Source organism: Rossellomorea sp. FM04394, from assembly GCF_041889765.1.
Classification (GTDB): Bacteria; Bacillota; Bacilli; order Bacillales; family Bacillaceae_B; genus Rossellomorea; species Rossellomorea aquimaris_B.
Genome location: NZ_CP168654.1, coordinates 847,699 through 865,358 on the forward strand (window position 1 = coordinate 847,699; position 17,660 = coordinate 865,358).

The window sequence follows — 17,660 nt, forward strand, 5'->3', positions numbered from 1 at the left end:
ATTTGGATATGAGGTGTTAACGAATGAAAATTTCATTATTAACCACAGGTACAAGAGGAGATACCCAACCATACATTGCGCTTGGGAAAGAACTAAAAAATCTTGGTCATGAAGTGAAACTTGCCGCATTTGAAAATTATGGGGAGTTGGTGGAGCAGCATGGTTTGCACTTCCATCCAATCAAAGGGGATATTGCCAAAATTTCAAGGGAGATGGCCAAAAGCTCGATTGAGTCCGACAACCCGATTAAATTTTTTTCTAGCTTTCAAAAGATGAAGCCTTATATAAAAGATAAACAGTTGGGAATGCAGACGGACCTGTTCGAGGCGTGCGAGGGAGCAGATGCCATCATCTATCATCCGGGGGCAGCCATCGGACAGTTCGCCGGTGAACACTCAGGTGTGCCGACTATTCTTGCGTCCCCTTTTCCCATGGCACCTACAAAAGAATACCCGGCCCTCATCTTTTATCAGCTGAGATGGGGCAAGACGGTCAATCTTCTGACACATAAATTGTTCGAGAAAGGATTCTGGCTTACGATCAAGCCTTCGATCGCTGCATTTTGGAAGGAACGTTTCGGGGGACTTCCGCTCCATTTCAGCAACCCGTTTGGCAGAGAGTCGACAACGGATCATACCTCTGTCATGTCGATGAGTCCCTGCGTATTTCCACAACCCAAAGCCGGGATGAAGTCCTTGGGTTATTGGTTTCTGGATGAGGACCTGAGCGAGTGGACTCCACCCCGCGATCTTGTCGACTTTATGGATAAAGGGGATGCGCCCGTTTATGTGGGATTCGGAAGCATTTATGATGAGCGTGCCGAGACAACAACGAAACTGGTCGTAGAGGCACTCCGTAAATCCGGTAAAAGGGGGATTATCGGGACGGGTTGGAATCAGGTTGAGGACAAAGAAGGATATGAAGATATGTATTTCATTGAAAGTATTCCTCATACATGGCTTTTCCCTAAAATGGCCGGGGTCATCCATCATGGAGGAGCGGGTACCACAGCATCCGCATTCCGTGCAGGTGTCCCAAGTGTCGTCATCCCCCATGGAAATGATCAGTTCGCCTGGGGAAAACGGACAGAAGAATTGGGGGTAGGGCCCGCCCCCATCCCGAGAAAGAAAATGACGGTGGAAAATTTATCGCGGGCTATTCTTTCCATGCAGCAAGAATCGATGAAAGAGACGGCTCTCGAATTGGGAAGACAGCTGCAACAAGAAAATGGTGCCGGAGAAACGGCCCGCTATATTCATCACTTTCTGAAAAGGTAGGGATCGATATGACAGACGCAAGTAACAAGGACCTCCGTTTTGGCCCAATGTTTACGGTCATGCTGTTAGGGGCTTTCGTGGGCATTCTAAATGAAACTTTATTGTCTACGGCATTGCCATCCATTATGAATGACTTCGGTCTGAATGAGAATAAGGTACAGTGGCTGACGACGGCTTTCCTACTGACCAACGGCGTCATGATTCCCATTTCGGCTTATTTGATTGAACGGTTCTCGACAAGGACCCTTTTCCTGTCAGCGATCGGGTTGTTTGGTCTGGGGACTATGCTTGCAGCCATCTCCCACAGCTTTTCATTGCTATTGTTGGGGAGGGTGGTCCAGGCAGCGGGTTCCGGAATCATGCTGCCACTGATCATGACGATCATCCTGACCATCATTCCCAAGGGGAATAGAGGTCGGATGATGGGATGGGCTGGAATCGTCATTTCCTTTGGACCAGCGATCGGACCAACCTTATCCGGGTTCTTACTGGAATATTTCTCTTGGAGAGCGCTATTCTTCGTTGTCCTGCCCATTGTAGCTGTGATCATGGTGCTGGCGGTTGTGTATGTGAAAAATGTGACAAAGCTGACTCGCCCAAGAATCGATATCCTGTCGATTTTCCTCTCTTCATTGGGATTTGGAGGGTTGCTTTATGGCTTCAGCGTCGCGGGGGAAAAAGGCTGGTCCAGCCAAACCGTCATCCTCTTCATCACAATGGGCTTCATGACGCTTGGAATTTTCATATGGAGGCAGCTAAGACTCAAACAGCCATTACTTCAATTCAGAGTCTTTGGTTATAAGACTTTTACGTTATCTCTAGTGATCACGATGGTCGTTATCATTTCGATGATCGGCGCGGAAACATTGCTGCCACTGTATATGCAGAATGTAAGAGGATTCAGTCCGCTCCAATCCGGCTTGATGCTATTGCCGGGGGCGATTGTGATGGGAGTCATGTCCCCGGTGACCGGAATTCTTTTCGATAAATGGGGGGCAAGAAAACTGGCTGTTCCTGGACTCCTGATCGTCGTCGTGACCTCTTTTTTAATGACGAATTTGTCCATGGATACGTCGATTGTCTACCTGTCCGCCATTTATTGTCTTCGGATGTTCGGATTGTCTCTTGCAATGATGCCAGTGATGACGAATGGGCTGAATCAGATCCCCGTTGAGTGGAGTGCCCATGGATCCGCAATGGCCAATACATTCCAGCAGATTTCGGGTTCGATCGGGACCGCCATATTAATCACGATTATGACAATGTCCTCAAAAGGTTACACACCTGAAGGTCCTTCCGGAGACGGATCACATATGATCGGTGAGATGGCCATGGTACATGGATATAACCAGGCATTTCTATTTGCTTCATTCCTTGCCATTGGGGCACTGGTTCTATCCCTCTTCTTAAAAAAGGGAGCCTCAGAACAAACGGAAGGCCATGAAGTAAGCAATGGATAAAACAAAAGTACATTCATTATAGGAGGAACAACACATGAGTATCAAAGTCAGCAACATTAAGAGATCTTATAAGCTTGGTAAAAGTGAAAGTGTTCAAGTATTGCATGGTGTCGATGTGGAATTCAATCAGGGGGAGTTCGTATCCATCCTAGGGGAGTCCGGGAGCGGGAAGTCCACCCTGATGAACATCATCGGCGGGATGGACAGGGAGTTTGAAGGAGATGTGATGGTGGACGGAACAAGCCTTCAAGGGATGAAGGAAAATGAGCTCGATGCGTATCGGAAGCTTAAAGTAGGATTTATCTTCCAGAGCTTTAATCTGATCAGTCATTTGTCCGTATTGGAAAACGTTGTCCTGACTATGCAGATGACGGACATGAGTGCGTCTGAAAGAGAACAGAAAGCCAAGAAGACTTTGACCGACCTAGGCTTGGGAGATCATATAGCTAAAAAACCGAATCAACTTTCCGGAGGTCAGAAACAAAGGGTGGCCATCGCACGCGCGCTTTCCAATGACCCTGATATTATCCTTGCAGATGAACCGACAGGGGCTCTTGATAAGAAAAACAGCGAGCAGATCATGCAGCTGCTGGATCATATCGCGGCACAAGGAAAGCTCGTCATTACGGTTACACATTCTCAAAAGGTGGCGGATTATGGGACCAGAATCATCACCATGGATGATGGGAACATCATCAAAGATGAATCCTTGAGAGAACCTTATGGACAAAAGGGGAACGCGCCGAAGGTCAAAACGAAGAACTTGAGATTTGGGGCAGCCATGAAAATGGCTTTCAACAATATCCGATTGAACCTCAAACGAAATCTGCTCGTATCATTCGGTGGTGCAATCGGAATCTTGAGTGTCATCCTGATGTTGGGGTTGGGGTCAGGGGTGACCGACTATATCAATAAAGAAATCAACGCCAATCTGAATCCGAACCTCATTCAAGTGACGAAAGCGCCCGAAGGTGATGCAAATGCAGGCTCAGGACCACTACCGAATCCAGTGCAGGAAACGGTGCCCCTTGGACAGGATGATGTCATGCGAGTAGAGAACATCGACCATGTCAAGAAAGTCGAAAATGTCTATACGTTAACGATGGGAAGCTCCATTTTGTACAAGGATACATCAGTAAATATCGTACAATTCCAAACGATGAACGATAGTGTGAATAAAGAGGATCTCATTGCAGGCGAACTCCCCGGGGCTGATGAAGTACTGCTTTCTGAAACGGCCGCAGAAAAAGTGAAAGACTCTCCTGAAGAACTTGCCGGAGAACAAGTGGAACTTTACATCAATACAACAGATGATCAAAACAGGCCGGTCATCGTAAAGAAAGAAATGACTGTGTCAGGAGTCATCAAAGGCAGCATGAATCAGGATCTTGCCTACACATCGTATCAGACATTAGATGAGATGTTTCAAAGTGAAGACATCACATTAATGGCCACCCAGCTGGATGTGTCGGTGGAAGAGGATAAGTATGTTGATAGGGTACAGGCAGATCTGGAGGACGCAGGCTTCACCGGTACCGGGGTAGGGAACATCCTGAACCAGGTGACAAATTACTTGAAAATCGCCACCAATGTATTAGCCGGGATAGCCGGTATTTCCCTGCTAGTGTCCGCTATCATGATCATTGTCGTGCTGTACATCAGCGTAGTGGAACGGACAAAGGAAATCGGGATCCTGCGTGCCGTGGGGGCAAGAAGAAAAGACATCAAACGGATCTTCTTTTCAGAAGCCGCTTTACTCGGTTTTGCTAGCGGCGTGATCGGGGTCCTGATGGCAAGCATCATCGGGGTATTGGGAAATAATGTGATGCAACAGGTGTTCGATGCCCAGTTGATCCAAATCAGTGCAGGGAATGTTCTGACGGGAATCCTGATCAGTGTGATCATCAGCATCCTTGCTGCCTTGTTGCCAGCTGCCAAAGCGTCAAAGCTGGATCCGATGGAATCGCTGCGCTACGAATAATCAGGCTTTGGTCATTTGAGCAAAACCAACGCTAATGAATATGTTATATAGGGCCCAGGCCATCATGCTGGGCTCTTTCTGTGAAATGGAGGAGGTAACGTGATTCACGCTTATGGAATTACACATGAAAACAAGCTTGAGACTGATATTTTGATTGGCGGGGGATTTGAATCATATAAATGGATCTGGATCGATTTCGATACGCCTACGGAAGAAGAAATCAGACATTTGTCTGATACGTTCCACTTTCATCCTTTAGCGATCGAGGACTGCCTCCAATCGATTCAAAGACCTAAATTGGACTATTATGGGGATCATACCTTCTACGTGACCCATGCGGTGAAGAAAGGACCGGAAGGACTAACAAAGGAAGAGGTTCAATTCTTTGTCGGAAAACAGTTCATAGTAAGCTTCCACCGGTACCGATCAATAGAGATCAATCAAGTACAGAGACGGATACGGGAAGTACAAGCTGGGATTGAAAACTGGGACCCCAATTATGTGTTTTATCAAGTGGTAGATAAAATCGTGGACAACTACTTCCCCGTTATTTATGAAATAGAAGACCGCTTGGACAGAATTGAAGATAATCGGCAAAACCAGTCGATGAATGTTCTAATGACCCAGCTTTTTGATACACGCTCCCAATTGCTGACACTACGCCATATCATCCATCCAATGCGCGATCTCCTTTATAGAATGCTCAATTCCCAGCACTTACAAGGGATTAAAGAGAAAAGGAAGTATTTTTCGGATATTTACGACCATCTTCTAAAACTATCTGAAATGGTCATGTCGAACAGGGAAATCACAGTGGATATCCGAGATAGCTATCTATCATTGAACTCCTTGCAAACCAACAATGTCATGAAAATCCTTACGATCATTACGTCCATTTTCGCTCCTTTGACGTTTATCGCAGGAATTTATGGGATGAACTTTGTTCACATGCCGGAACTGAGGTTGACCTACGGCTACGCCATTGTACTCGGAGTCATGGGATTGGTATGCATCTTGATGATCGGGTGGTTTTGGAAGAGGGGGTGGTTTAGATGAGACATGGTATGTCGAATCTGCCGGGTGGTGGAACCAGGGGACCTGTCCCTGTGGTTCCATGGGGCCCCATGGCTTCCTCCCAACCGACCCCTACTTTACCATCGCCAGAACCTTCTTTCCAACTCTCTCATCGCGTGCGATGATGGACACCTTCCTCATTAAATGGAAGTCATCGATTGGGATCGCCCGGATATCCGCGGAGATTCTTTCAGCGAAGATATCAGGCAGTATGGAGATGCCGATATTTGCTTCAATAAAACCGAGGATGCTGTGTCCGAACTCGATTTCCGAAGATATATGCAGCTTGGCCCCGAGCCCTTCGAATTCCCTCTGAATTAATCTCCTCGCATCACATGTTTCAAGGAGCATGAGAAATTCTTCTTCTTTTATTTCGTCAAAAGTGACCTTTTCTTTTTTTCCGTAAATCGGATGGTCTCTATGGGTATATAAGAGAAACCCTTCCGAGAAAAGGAAAGTTGAGAAGAAAGGGTGTTCAATTCCAGTGTCGTCAAAAAGAGCGACATCAATCGTTCCTTCTTTTAATAGTGCTAGCAAATCCACATAGCTGTGGGAAATCTTTAAATTGTAGTCCGAGCGGTTCGTATAGGCAAGCTTTTTCGGCAGATAGGAAGTGGCGACGCTTGGCCAGGCCCCGATGGTGATCCCTTTTAGCCCTTGTTCGAGTGCAATCGCTTTTTTTGCTTCATTCCATTCATTCCGGATGGTTTTTGAAGCAGGTAAGAGCTGTTCTCCTGCCTTGGTCAATTTCACTCCTGTCGTGGAGCGGGCAAACAGTTCGGCACCGACATCCGATTCCAGATTTCTGATTTGTTTACTGAGGGCGGGCTGTGTCATATTCAAGAGCTCGCTTGCTTTAGTAAAGCTTTCTGTCTCCACAGTGGTCAGGAATGCTTCGATCCATTCAATTCTCATGATTTTCTCTCCATAACGTTTGGTTATATCCACCTTACTTAGTGGAAGTACCATCTTATTAAGTCAGATGATAACCTAATGATGTACCAAAAACAAACACGATGTTTTCAAGCATTTGTGAATAGAGAAAGGAGTGATTGTATGTTACTTGAGAAAAACGTCATAAACGGAGAATGGTTTACAACGAGGGATACCATTTCAGTATGGAATCCTGCTACCAAAGAGTTGCTCGGTGCGGTCCCGATGTCAGGAAGGGACGAGGCTAAAAGGGCTGTGGATGCTGCCGGAGACGCATTCCAGGCGTGGTCAGGAAAAACAGCCTATGAACGGAGTGCGTTATTGCTGGAATGGTCCAGGTTAATCGAAGAAAACCGTGAGATCCTGGCACGGACGATGACCCTTGAACAAGGAAAGCCGTTCCGTGAAGCGCTAGGTGAGATCGATTATGCTAATCAATATGTCGTCTGGTATGCAGAAGAAGCCAAGCGCATATATGGCGAAACGATCCCGGCTTCATCAAGAGAGAAGCGGTTAATGGTGCAACAGGTTCCGATCGGCGTGGTGGCTGCGGTCACACCTTGGAATTTCCCTGCAGCCATGATCACACGTAAGCTTGCACCGGCCTTAGCGGCAGGATGTACAGTGGTACTGAAGCCTTCTGAAGAAACCCCATTCACGGCTTTGAAATTAGGGGAGTTGGCCAGTCGCGCCGGTATCCCGGATGGTGTCATCAACATTCTGACAGGTGACGCGAAAGAAATTGTAGGGGTCTGGCAGGAGGATTCCCGTGTCCGCAAATTGACTTTTACAGGGTCTACGCCAGTAGGGAAGTTACTTATGAAGCAGGCGGCAGACACGATGAAAAAGCTGTCACTTGAATTAGGCGGGCAGGCACCCTTCATTGTGACAGATAAAGCCGATCTCGATGCCGCTGTAAAAGGTGCGATTCAGTCGAAGTTCCGAAACGGCGGTCAGGCATGTGTGGCGGCAAACCGCTTCCTCGTCCAGGAAGATATAGCAGAGGAGTTTGCTTCAAGATTTGGCGATCAAGTCAAGGACATGAAGATAGGAAACGGGATGAATGACGGAGTGGAAGTTGGGCCGTTAATTAACCAAAAGGCATTGGCCAAAGTGAAAGAGCATGTGGAAGACGCTGTCCTAAAAGGGGCAGAAGTGCTTGCTGGAGGCAGTCCCCTAATGGGGGAAAAAGGCTTCTTCTTTGAACCAACTGTATTAAAAAATGCTACAGATGACATGCTGTGCATGCAAGAAGAGACGTTCGGTCCTGTAGCCCCTATCTCCACCTTTAAGACGCTGGAAGAAGCCATTGAGCGTGCCAATCATACCCCATTCGGTCTGGCAGCGTACGTATTCACCGGGGATCTCAATGAGGCGATGCACATCGTCGAACGTCTTGAGTATGGAGTGATCGGTCTGAATGATGGATTGCCTTCAGCCGCACAGGCACCGTTTGGCGGAGTGAAAGACAGCGGAACCGGCCGGGAAGGCGGAAAAGCAGGGATAGAAGGATTCTTAGAGTGGAAATATATATCGTTAGGAAATATCAATTAAACATTTGGAGGAATGAATCATGACAAAACATATTTTAATGGTCGTAACAACAGCAGACGAAATGAAAGAAGGACACAAAACAGGTCTATGGTTATCAGAATTCGGAGAAGCCTATGTAGAATTCAAAAAACAAGGCTATGAGGTTACGGTAGCAAGCCCTAAAGGCGGGAAAGCACCTGTGGATGACCGCAGCCTTGAAGATGAAGTGCCTCAAGAGATTTTAGACACGGCCAAGCATCTGGAAAATACAATCAAGCTTGAGGAAGTGGGAGACGTATCGAAATTTGACGGGATCTTCATGCCCGGCGGTCACGGTACTATGTTCGACCTTCCCGATAACACAACTCTTCACACAATGGTTCGCGAACTGTATGAAGCAGACAAAGTGGTGGCCGCAGTATGCCACGGCCCTGCTGGATTAGTCGGAGTCAAGCTGTCAAACGGTGAACCACTGGTTAAAGGAAAAACCATTGCAACCTTCACGGATGAAGAAGAGCGTGAAACAACACTTGACCGCTTCATGCCGTTCTTACTTGAAACACGCCTTCGTGAACTTGGAGCGAATGTCATCGTAAAAGACAACTGGGCAGATCATGTGGAAGTGGATGGCAACCTGGTAACAGGTCAAAACCCTCAATCTACAGAGACAGCGGCCAAAGAAGTAGTTAAGCTGTTAAGCAAATAAGATCGTTACCGGCCTATAAGTCCCTTGGCTTGTAGGCCTTTTTGTATGTGAGTGTACAAGAGGAAAACTTATTAATAGGAGGAAAAGGATATGGAACCGATTGTCATTACAGCTGTCTTAAAAGCAAAATCAGGCTCTGAAGGTGAACTGGAAAAAGCTCTTCAACAAGTGATTCAGCCTTCCAGGGAAGAGGACGGATGCATACAATATGACTTGCATCAATCCACTGAAGACCCGGGAGTATTTGTCTTCTATGAACGATGGGAGAATGAAGCTTCTCTGAAAGCACATATTCAGTCTGCTCATTACCAGACCTATCGTCAGCGTGCAGAAGGTATTTTGGAAAGTCGTGAGGTATATCGACTTAAGTTGGTATAAGGTAGATAGAATCCTGCCAGTTTCTTTGAAGCTGGCAGGATTCTTTATTTTGGATGCCAGGGGGACAGGCCCCGGCCCCTTGGCCTTATTTTTTTGAAAGAGCCACGGTACCTGTCCCCGGCTCCCCTTTTATTTTCCTTTTTTTACAATTAAATCTATGGTATCTTCCAGTAGAGTGCTTCATGGATGTCGAGTGGGAAAAGGGGTGATTCTTCATGCACATCGTATCAATAAAAGAGATGCCGAAAGAGACGATAGTCGATTTCTTCAATCGGTATTGGGGCAGTCCGAAGATGGTGATTTCCAGCGGAATCTATGATTGTTCTACTTTAGACGGCTTTGTCGCTCTAAATGAAGGATACAAAATCATTGGATTGATTACGTATATTTTCAGGGACGGACAATGCGAGATTATTTCACTTGATAGTCTGGAAGAACGGAAGGGGATCGGCACCGCCCTTATGAAAAAAGTAGAAAAGGTGGCTGCCGAATATCATTGTAAACGGATCACGCTGATCACGACCAATGATAATTTACTGGCACTGAAATTTTACCAAAAGAGGGGCTATATGATTTCACACATCCACCGGTTTGCCGTGGAGAAGGCAAGAAAAGTAAAACCTGAGATCCCCTTGATCGGGAATGACGGGATTCCGATCAGGGATGAGATCGGATTGGAGTGTGACCTGACGGATGGAACATAATCATTGGCCAAAATGGGCTGTGGAAACGATTGAAATCGTGCCGCCAAATCCCGATTGGATCGACAGGGGAAATGCTGCAGTGAAGGAACTCCTGCAATTGTTAGATCCCTTTGGAGTAAAGGAAGTAGAGCACGTGGGAAGCACCTCGATCCGTGACCTTCCTGCCAAACCGATCATTGACTTGATGGCCAAGATCCCATCCTTTGGTGGTCTTGAAGAGATTGCCGAAAAGCTTGGGGAGGATCAATGGCACTATGTACCGCCTAAGCTCGATAACCGGCCGTGGAGAAGGTTTTTCATCAAAGTGGAAAAAGAAAAGCGTGTCGCCCATCTTCACCTCATGCTGGAGGGGGAACCGAGGTGGGAGCAACAGCGGTTATTCCGGGATCGGTTGAACGGAACCCCCTCTTTGAAGGAAGAATATGCAGAGCTCAAAAAGCATTTGGCGGACAAATTTCCTGATGACCGGGAAGCCTACTCGGAAGCGAAAACAGTATTTATTCAAAGAGTGTTGGATAAGGAGAGGTAAGGTTTGAGAAAGGGTGTGTAATGAGCTTATATAGCAATCGTTTTTGATTTAAATGATACCTTGCTTGATAGGGATCTTGTGGTAGATCAATTGTTTTTGAGTATTTGTTAGTTCACTTTCGATTCCAAAAAAGGGTGCGAGCCCCAGCACGGTCAATGTGCCGGGGGGCTCGCACCCATTTTAAATAAGAACCCTTACTTCGTCACAGAAAAGCCTTCCTCATCTTTTACTCCATCTGCATACTCATCAAGCAGAGCGCGTACTTCGTCGGTGGTGACGGTTTCCATAAGACGATTTCTCAGCTCGCTTGCTCCACGGAATCCGCGGACATAAATCTTGAAGAAGCGGCGGAGCGGTTTGAACTGCCGTGGCTCGAGTTCATCGTTATATTTATCATGAAGGTCCAGCTGCAGCCTTAGTAGGTCAAGCAGTTCTTCACTTGTATGTTCCTTCTTCTCCTTTTCGAAGGCGAACGGATTGTGGAAGATTCCTCTTCCGATCATGATGCCGTCCACGCCGTATTTCTCGGCGAGCTCAAGTCCCTTCTCGCGGTCGGGGATATCTCCGTTGATCGTCAGTAAGGTATGAGGGGCGATTTCGTCACGGAGTTTCTTGATCTCCGGGATCAGCTCCCAGTGAGCATCGACGTCACTCATTTCCTTTTTCGTACGGAGATGGATGGACAGATTGACAATGTCCTGCTCCAACAGGTGCTTCAGCCAGTCATGCCATTCCTCCACCTTGGTATAACCGAGGCGGGTCTTCACGCTGACGGGAAGTCCTCCCGCTTTGGCAGCCTGGATGAGTTCCGCTGCGACATCCGGTCGGCGGATCAGGCCGGAGCCTTTTCCGTTGGCTGCAACATTGTGCACAGGGCAGCCCATATTGATATCGATTCCTCGAAAGCCCATTTCAGCCATCCCGATACTCATTTGACGGAAGTATTCGGGCTTGTCCCCCCAAATATGGGCGACGATCGGCTGTTCATCTTCCGTGAACGTCAAACGCCCGCGTACACTGTCTTTTCCTTTCGGATGACAGTAGCTTTCTGTATTTGTAAACTCTGTAAAAAACACGTCAGGTCTTGCCGCCTCACTCACGACATGACGAAATACCACATCGGTCACGGCTTCCATCGGTGCCAGAACAAAAAACGGCTTAGGCAACTCGTGCCAGAAATTATCTTTCATACTCTATTTAAACCCTTTCCTTTAGGGAAACGTGTTCCCGAAATTAAAAAGTAGAATGCTTCAGATTGATCCAGTCCCGGTCAGGACGGATTCCAACCAGTATATACTTTAATGGTATTAGGCGAAAAGTGCAAGGGGACGGGTCGTTTTCTCTTGAGGAACATTCACTTTAATAGTGGAGGATAAGAGACAATGAAGGGAACCTGATGATGCTGTCATTAAACCTGGGAACCTTATCAGAAATAGGGGTTCCGCTAGTCAGCTGCCGGGGGCCAGGAATGTATTCATACCTGAAAGATGAAAATATACCCAAAAATAACAAACAGATTCTGTAAAAAATTGCTATAATGATTCTTATAGTGCAGTGCATGCACTCACATATCGAATGACAGTAAAGGGGAGCGACTGATGTCTGAGTTTAATGAAAGTCCGTTAATGAAGAGCGATGAAAAGAAACCAAAGATCAAGGTGGAAAGAAAAGAAGGGGAACCGACTGCCGCTTTCAAAGGGGCAAGCTGGGCCGCTTTCGTAGTGGGTGCTTCCGCTTATCTGATCGGTCTGTTCAATGCCTCCATGGAACTGAATGAGAAGGGGTATTATTTTGCGGTATTGATATTCGGTCTGTATGCAGCAGTATCCTTGCAAAAAGCGGTAAGGGACAAAGAAGAGGATATCCCTGTTTCCGGCATCTATTATGGACTCAGCTGGTTTGCGGTCATCGTGGCCATTTCCTTGATGGCGATCGGACTTTATAATGCTGGGAGCATCATCTTAAGCGAAAAAGGGTTTTATGGTATGTCATTTGTCCTTTGTCTGTTTTCGGCCATTACCATCCAGAAAAACATCCGGGATACGCAGTGGGCAAGAGAAAGGGATTAATTCCTAATAAAAAAGAAGTATCCAAGAACCATCCAATGTTCTTGATACTTCTTTTTTTGTGTTTAAGCCGAAGTCTCATGCTTCCGGTCCAGTCGATGACTCATGAACGTCAACAGACTCGCACAAAGTGCAACGACCCCGCCGACAAGTGTCACATTCAACAATGGCCCCTGATGGTAGACAAGGCCTCCGAGTGCCGATCCCATGGCGATCCCGACATTGCTTGCAACGGGCATCAAGGAAGCGGCGAGTCCGGTCGCTTTCGGCTGATACACACCCGCAAGGTCAATCAGGTAAAGCTGGGTTGAGGTCGTCAGCAGGATCGCCATCAAGGACATCAAGCCAATGTTGATCAATCCGATGACGAAATGGCCGGTCGTAACGTACAATCCGAACAGGACAAACGCCTGGATCAGGAAAACGAATCGGAGGCGTCCGATGGCATTGTGGCTGGCAATCTTTCCGGCCAGGATGTTGCTGAAAATCGAGATGAACCCGTAGGCGAACAGAATCAAGCTGATCGAACTGCCTGGCGCCCCCATCATGTCCAGGATCGGCACAAGATACGTAAAGACCGCATACGTTGCGCCGAAACCGAGAGCCGGGATGAAGAAAGCCATCAAGATCCGCGGGTGGGTCAATAAAGAAAACTGATCACGCATGGAACTGTGATATTGACTGAGCTTACTCGGCAAATTCATGAAAGAGGCCAAAAAGGCAACCACACCAAGAATCGTCGTTAACAGGAACGTGGCATGCCAGTCGTACCACTCCGCGATGACGGTACCGATGGGCACTCCGATCACATTTGCCAGGGTGAATCCGCCGAAAACGAAGGAAATGGCCACTCCCCGTTTTGTCACGGGAATTGCTTCGCTCGCGATCGTCATGGCAAGGGAAATCGAAACGCCTGTGACGATGGCCGTCAGCATGCGAAGGACAAGGAGCATGACGTAGCTTGTCGAAATCACGCATAAAGCATTCAGAATGATAAATGCCCCTATTAGGAACAACATCCATTTCCTTTTTGGAAAATGGCTTGTTGCGGACATGACGACCGGGGTGGCGATGGCAAAGGTAATGGCAAACGCTGACACCAGCGTACCCGCCTTTGCGTTCGTTATATGAAGGCTCGAGGAAATCTCCGTTAAGATTCCGACGATGACAAATTCGCTTGTCCCGAGAACAAAAGTTAGTAAACTAAGTGTGAAGATAAGAAACCAATGCTGTTTGGTTAATACAGTCTCTTGCATAAGTACCTCTTTTCTAAGATGAATATATATACGTATTTGTTTGTTTAAACAATTTAATCATCATACCATAAATCATATAAGGAAGTAGCGCATGCATTGAAATCAATTCCATAGGACACTCCTGCTATCCAATAGAAGAATTCATCCAATGTTCATTGTGCCCTTATCTTTAATCATACTGAACGCCGCTAGCACGCCTTTTCCTCTAATTGGTATCATTCTCTCCTTGGGAAATTCAAATACTTGGTTAATAAATTTGACGAGAATACTTTTAAGCCTATAGGGAAAAATAATTAGACATAAACCTACTCCCTCTTCATCTGAAGAGGGTTTTTCGTGATAGAAAGGCAGGGAAAATTCATGGATCTAGATTGGATTTGGAAAGCCGTGCTTATTGTACTGGCGGGAACTTTGTTATTAAGGGTTGCCGGGAGAAAGTCCATTTCCCAGATGACATTGGCACAGACGGTCATTATGATCGGGATCGGATCATTACTCATTCAACCCGTTGCCGGAAAGAATATCTGGACGACGATTGGTGTCGGCCTTATTCTTGTTTTAACGTTGATGGTAATGGAATATCTGCAGGTGAAATTCGATCGTGTCGAACAGTTCATCACAGGGAAATCCAAGATTCTTATGGAAAATGGCGTCATCAATGAAAAGAACTTTAAAAAGTTACGGATGACAGTAGATCAACTTGAAATGAAACTGAGACAGCAGGGAGTCAGTAAGCTTTCGGATGTGAAATGGGCGACCCTTGAACCGAATGGACAAGTCGGGGTGGAATTGATGCCCGGGGCAAAGCCGGTAACGATGAAAGATTTTGAAAAACTACAGGCAGAAGTACAACGGCTGATTAATATGCTCAATGTCCCGCCATCCACGAAGAGGCCGGTCAGTCCAGAGGTGGGAGGGGAAGATATATTTCAGGAAATCAAACAGAAATCTTCCGTCAATCCTCCTCCGAAACATCTTCAGTAGAAACCTGCGAAAGGAAGGTGTCCATGAAAAACGTCACCTATCAAGGAAAAAATTCCGTAGCCGTCAAGAAAGTAGAGGACCCGCCTTGCTCCTGAATATGTAAATGATACCGTGCCGATGCCTCCAATGATAATTTCGTTCTATTAACGCATCAAAAAAAAGATTCTCAGGTTGACTGGAAATGTCAGAACAACCTGGGAATCTTTTTGATTCAGTGATTACTCACAATGTTCATTTTTGTTCTTGTGAAGCGGTGGTGGGATCAGCCATCCCTTTTCTTTGTTTAACTTAAGCACTTTAGCACCCATTTGAGCTTTTTGCATATGGAATTGGTCGAACATCATGGCTACATCTTCACGGATACTCTGTCCCATGACTGTGCTGCATGCGACTAAACCTGAAGCGATATTAGCGGATAATCCTGCTGCTATGGCAGGATCCGGCATGCGGGCACCTGTCGGAATATCATCCAGGCAGGCATGTGGAGGCTCTGGAGGAGTTGGAGGTAATCCAATCCCATTTTCTTTCAGAAGCTTTTCCACTTGCTTGATCTCTTCTTGCCCAGCCTCGACGCTGTCCTTCAGTAATTTCTTCAGATCATCATCACCGGCATGGTTCAGCTGCATCTGATATCCTCCAACAGTGGCTTTGGCCGTCAACAGATAATTCCACGTTCCAAATACTTCACCATAGTGCAACGGTTCTTCTTGTGGATCTCCACTCAAAATGCCCATAATCATCCTCCTGATTGTCATGATGTGCCGCCTTTCAAAGTGAATGTGTTAGCACAAAAAGTATTTTTACACTAAGTACATTGGAATATGTAAATGGTTTACATTTTTTTATGGGAATCTAAGGTAGGGAAAAGCACTGGGACGGTTCTTATGCTTCCAAAGCAAGAGATCCGTCCCAGTAGTTTGTTAGCATTATTGATAGTTGACGATCGCAGGGCTCGGGTCCATTTTCAACACATCCTCCGGCTCCAGGACCGGCACATCCTTATCATAAAAGATCTTGAATGCGCCGTACTGTTTCGGTTCATCACGTATGTATTTCCCGTACAGGGCCTGCTTGTCCGCAGAGGCTCCCCAGCCGTCAAAGTTTATGGCGACTTCGACGTTATCGGTCGGTTGAATCACATCTTTGTTCGTCAGAACATCACCGGTGAACTGGTGGACGAGGACGATTTTATCAGGGAGGTCGTTCTTTTCCGTAAGCCCCGACACATATTCGACGGCCTTCTGGATTTCCTTACCATCCACTTGCCCGAGATCCTCTCCGGGTTTCTCCTCTTCGGCTACGTGGAATTCCGTATCGATCGCCAGGTGAACGTGCGGGTGCTTAAGCCACTTCTCGACCATTTTCACCTGCTCCATGACCGTATCCATTCCGAGCTGAATATCGAGAAGCACCAATGCGTCGTGTTTCTCTGCAAGCTCCACATATGTTTCAATATTTTCCTCAGATGTCATTCGCACATAATCTCCATCAGGACCCGGCTCACTCTGTGCCATAGTTGTAATCAACTCGATCGTCGGCACCGCTGGCCGGTCGGGATCAGCGTCGGAATAGGCCTGGGTCTGTTCCTTCAGTTTTTTCATGTACTCCTCCGGCTCCATCTCGCCAAGAATCCCCATATTTTCAGAATCCGGCGTCCCGTAATAGGCGACCAACCGGTGATCCTTTAACGGTCCGTCGGATGGATCTTTCACTCCTTCGGCAAGTGTCTCACCTGCAGGGACCGTACGCTCGGGATTTCCGCCCAGCGCAGCCTGCATTTCAGGAATTTCCTGCTGTTCCTTTTCTGATAAGCTTTCCTTCAGAGATACAGCATCTTCAGACGGTTCCAATGGTTTGAAGGGCTGTTCGGGCTCTTGTTTTTCTTCGTTTTCCACTTTTTTCGTGTTAGATTCGCTCTGGTCGGAAGACGTCGATTCCTTCTGACTCTCTTCTGTTATCGAAGGATCAGCGCACGCTCCTAGCAGAAGTACTCCAGCTGCAAATAGCAGCACTAATTTCTTCATATCCTCACACTCCTTTTTATATAGAAGAATATGGAGGACTTTAACACATTTTCCTGTAGATGAAACCTATGTAAAGGAATTGATAGAAATTCTTAATTCAAACGTTAATGCTCATAAGTGAAGAACTTGGAAACGGGTTTATTGAAAATATTCTGATATTTAACAAGGGAAAATTTGGTACAATCAAAGTAGAGGGAACCAAAAGGACAGATCCCAAGGCTCCTTTTCGCACTGGACAGCTTTAAAATGAGAGATGAAGGAGGATTATAAGTGATCAATTACGATGGCCGCATGTTCGTATCCACTGAAAATACGACAAATGGTGAAGTTTCTTCAAAAACAGTTTTTGAATATAAGCAAGAAGGAAATATTCTTTCAGCAACCTATAGTGGTGGAGAAATTATGAAGGGAACGCTGATTGGCATCGTGAATGAAGATGGCTCTTTATCGTTTAGATACAACCATGTAAACGTTCATAGTGAGATAAGGGGAGGTCAATGTACTTCTGTTCCTGAATTTCTATCCGATGGAAGGATAAGACTTCATGAAAGCTGGAGGTGGATGGATCGTGACCAAAGTGAAGGGGAATCGATTGTTGAGGAAGTGATGTGAATAGTAGCTGTTTAATGCACCATTAATGCAGCATCTTTCTCGAAGCATGGGTCGGGGTGAAGGGAATGGGGACATATGTGAAAAACTTGGATGAAAGGGCTGTATTTCTATAGAAGTATTTAGCGTAATCCAAAAATCGGGAG

17 protein-coding genes are annotated in these 17,660 nt (G+C 46.4%); 12 read left to right on the plus strand and 5 right to left on the minus strand.

Features of this window, described 5'->3' with window-relative positions; all coding sequences use genetic code 11:
- Positions 1–23 precede the first annotated feature (23 nt).
- The 4 genes from ACCB35_RS04265 (at position 24) to corA (ending at position 5,774) form a co-directional block, all read left to right on the plus strand.
- Positions 24–1,277: a glycosyltransferase gene (locus ACCB35_RS04265; RefSeq protein WP_374055890.1), complete on the plus strand. Its 1,254-nt coding sequence runs from the start codon at positions 24–26 to the stop codon at positions 1,275–1,277.
- 8 nt (positions 1,278–1,285) lie between these two features.
- A complete protein-coding gene (locus ACCB35_RS04270) occupies positions 1,286–2,737 on the plus strand; it encodes an MDR family MFS transporter (RefSeq protein WP_374055891.1) in 1,452 nt (483 codons plus the stop codon).
- 34 nt (positions 2,738–2,771) lie between these two features.
- Positions 2,772–4,718: an ATP-binding cassette domain-containing protein gene (locus ACCB35_RS04275; RefSeq protein ID WP_374055892.1), complete on the plus strand. Its 1,947-nt coding sequence runs from the start codon at positions 2,772–2,774 to the stop codon at positions 4,716–4,718.
- A 99-nt stretch (positions 4,719–4,817) separates the two neighbouring features.
- On the plus strand, positions 4,818–5,774 hold the full coding sequence (gene corA / locus ACCB35_RS04280) for a magnesium/cobalt transporter CorA (RefSeq protein WP_374055893.1): 957 nt from the start codon (positions 4,818–4,820) through the stop codon (positions 5,772–5,774).
- Positions 5,775–5,864: 90 nt separating this feature from the next.
- Here the strand turns inward: corA and ACCB35_RS04285 are convergent, their stop codons facing one another.
- Entirely contained in the window at positions 5,865–6,707 is an 843-nt protein-coding gene (locus ACCB35_RS04285; protein WP_374055894.1) for a LysR family transcriptional regulator, read from the minus strand.
- A gap of 141 nt (positions 6,708–6,848) precedes the next feature.
- On the opposite strand from ACCB35_RS04285, the gene ACCB35_RS04290 reads away from it, so the two are divergent.
- The 5 genes from ACCB35_RS04290 (at position 6,849) to ACCB35_RS04310 (ending at position 10,575) form a co-directional block, all read left to right on the plus strand.
- A complete protein-coding gene (locus ACCB35_RS04290) occupies positions 6,849–8,279 on the plus strand; it encodes an NAD-dependent succinate-semialdehyde dehydrogenase (RefSeq protein ID WP_374055895.1) in 1,431 nt (476 codons plus the stop codon).
- 19 nt (positions 8,280–8,298) lie between these two features.
- Positions 8,299–8,964 carry a type 1 glutamine amidotransferase domain-containing protein gene (locus ACCB35_RS04295; protein ID WP_374055896.1) on the plus strand — a complete coding sequence of 222 codons (666 nt, stop codon included), beginning with the start codon at positions 8,299–8,301 and terminating at the stop codon, positions 8,962–8,964.
- Between the two features lie 90 nt (positions 8,965–9,054).
- Positions 9,055–9,342 carry a putative quinol monooxygenase gene (locus ACCB35_RS04300; protein ID WP_374055897.1) on the plus strand — a complete coding sequence of 96 codons (288 nt, stop codon included), beginning with the start codon at positions 9,055–9,057 and terminating at the stop codon, positions 9,340–9,342.
- A 215-nt stretch (positions 9,343–9,557) separates the two neighbouring features.
- Positions 9,558–10,046, plus strand: coding sequence for a GNAT family N-acetyltransferase (locus ACCB35_RS04305; protein ID WP_374055898.1), 489 nt, complete (start codon positions 9,558–9,560; stop codon positions 10,044–10,046).
- On the plus strand, positions 10,036–10,575 hold the full coding sequence (locus tag ACCB35_RS04310) for a GrpB family protein (protein WP_374055899.1): 540 nt from the start codon (positions 10,036–10,038) through the stop codon (positions 10,573–10,575). Before ACCB35_RS04305 ends, ACCB35_RS04310 begins: the two co-directional genes overlap by 11 nt.
- Positions 10,576–10,769: 194 nt before the next feature.
- On the opposite strand, the gene ACCB35_RS04315 is transcribed toward ACCB35_RS04310, so the two are convergent.
- On the minus strand, positions 10,770–11,765 hold the full coding sequence (locus tag ACCB35_RS04315; protein ID WP_374055900.1) for a tRNA dihydrouridine synthase: 996 nt from the start codon (positions 11,763–11,765) through the stop codon (positions 10,770–10,772).
- Between the two features lie 408 nt (positions 11,766–12,173).
- Between ACCB35_RS04315 and yiaA the strand changes: the two genes are divergently transcribed.
- Positions 12,174–12,644, plus strand: a complete 471-nt coding sequence (yiaA, locus tag ACCB35_RS04320) for an inner membrane protein YiaA (RefSeq protein WP_374055901.1) — start codon at positions 12,174–12,176, stop codon at positions 12,642–12,644.
- Positions 12,645–12,706: 62 nt separating this feature from the next.
- On the opposite strand, the gene ACCB35_RS04325 is transcribed toward yiaA, so the two are convergent.
- Positions 12,707–13,897, minus strand: coding sequence for an MFS transporter (locus tag ACCB35_RS04325; protein WP_374055902.1), 1,191 nt, complete (start codon positions 13,895–13,897; stop codon positions 12,707–12,709).
- A gap of 360 nt (positions 13,898–14,257) precedes the next feature.
- Between ACCB35_RS04325 and ACCB35_RS04330 the strand changes: the two genes are divergently transcribed.
- Complete coding sequence (locus ACCB35_RS04330) at positions 14,258–14,881, plus strand: DUF421 domain-containing protein (protein ID WP_374055903.1); 624 nt, start codon at positions 14,258–14,260, stop codon at positions 14,879–14,881.
- A gap of 218 nt (positions 14,882–15,099) precedes the next feature.
- On the opposite strand, the gene ACCB35_RS04335 is transcribed toward ACCB35_RS04330, so the two are convergent.
- Both ACCB35_RS04335 and ACCB35_RS04340 read right to left on the minus strand, forming a co-directional pair.
- On the minus strand, positions 15,100–15,615 hold the full coding sequence (locus tag ACCB35_RS04335; RefSeq protein WP_374055904.1) for a DUF3231 family protein: 516 nt from the start codon (positions 15,613–15,615) through the stop codon (positions 15,100–15,102).
- Positions 15,616–15,807: 192 nt separating this feature from the next.
- Positions 15,808–16,905 (minus strand): hypothetical protein, encoded by a 1,098-nt coding sequence (locus ACCB35_RS04340; RefSeq protein ID WP_374055905.1) that lies wholly within the window; start codon positions 16,903–16,905, stop codon positions 15,808–15,810.
- A gap of 270 nt (positions 16,906–17,175) precedes the next feature.
- On the opposite strand from ACCB35_RS04340, the gene ACCB35_RS04345 reads away from it, so the two are divergent.
- The gene (locus ACCB35_RS04345; protein WP_374055906.1) at positions 17,176–17,517 is read left to right on the plus strand and encodes a n-acetylglutamate synthase; all 342 of its coding nucleotides are present in this window, start codon (positions 17,176–17,178) and stop codon (positions 17,515–17,517) included.
- Positions 17,518–17,660 lie beyond the last annotated feature (143 nt).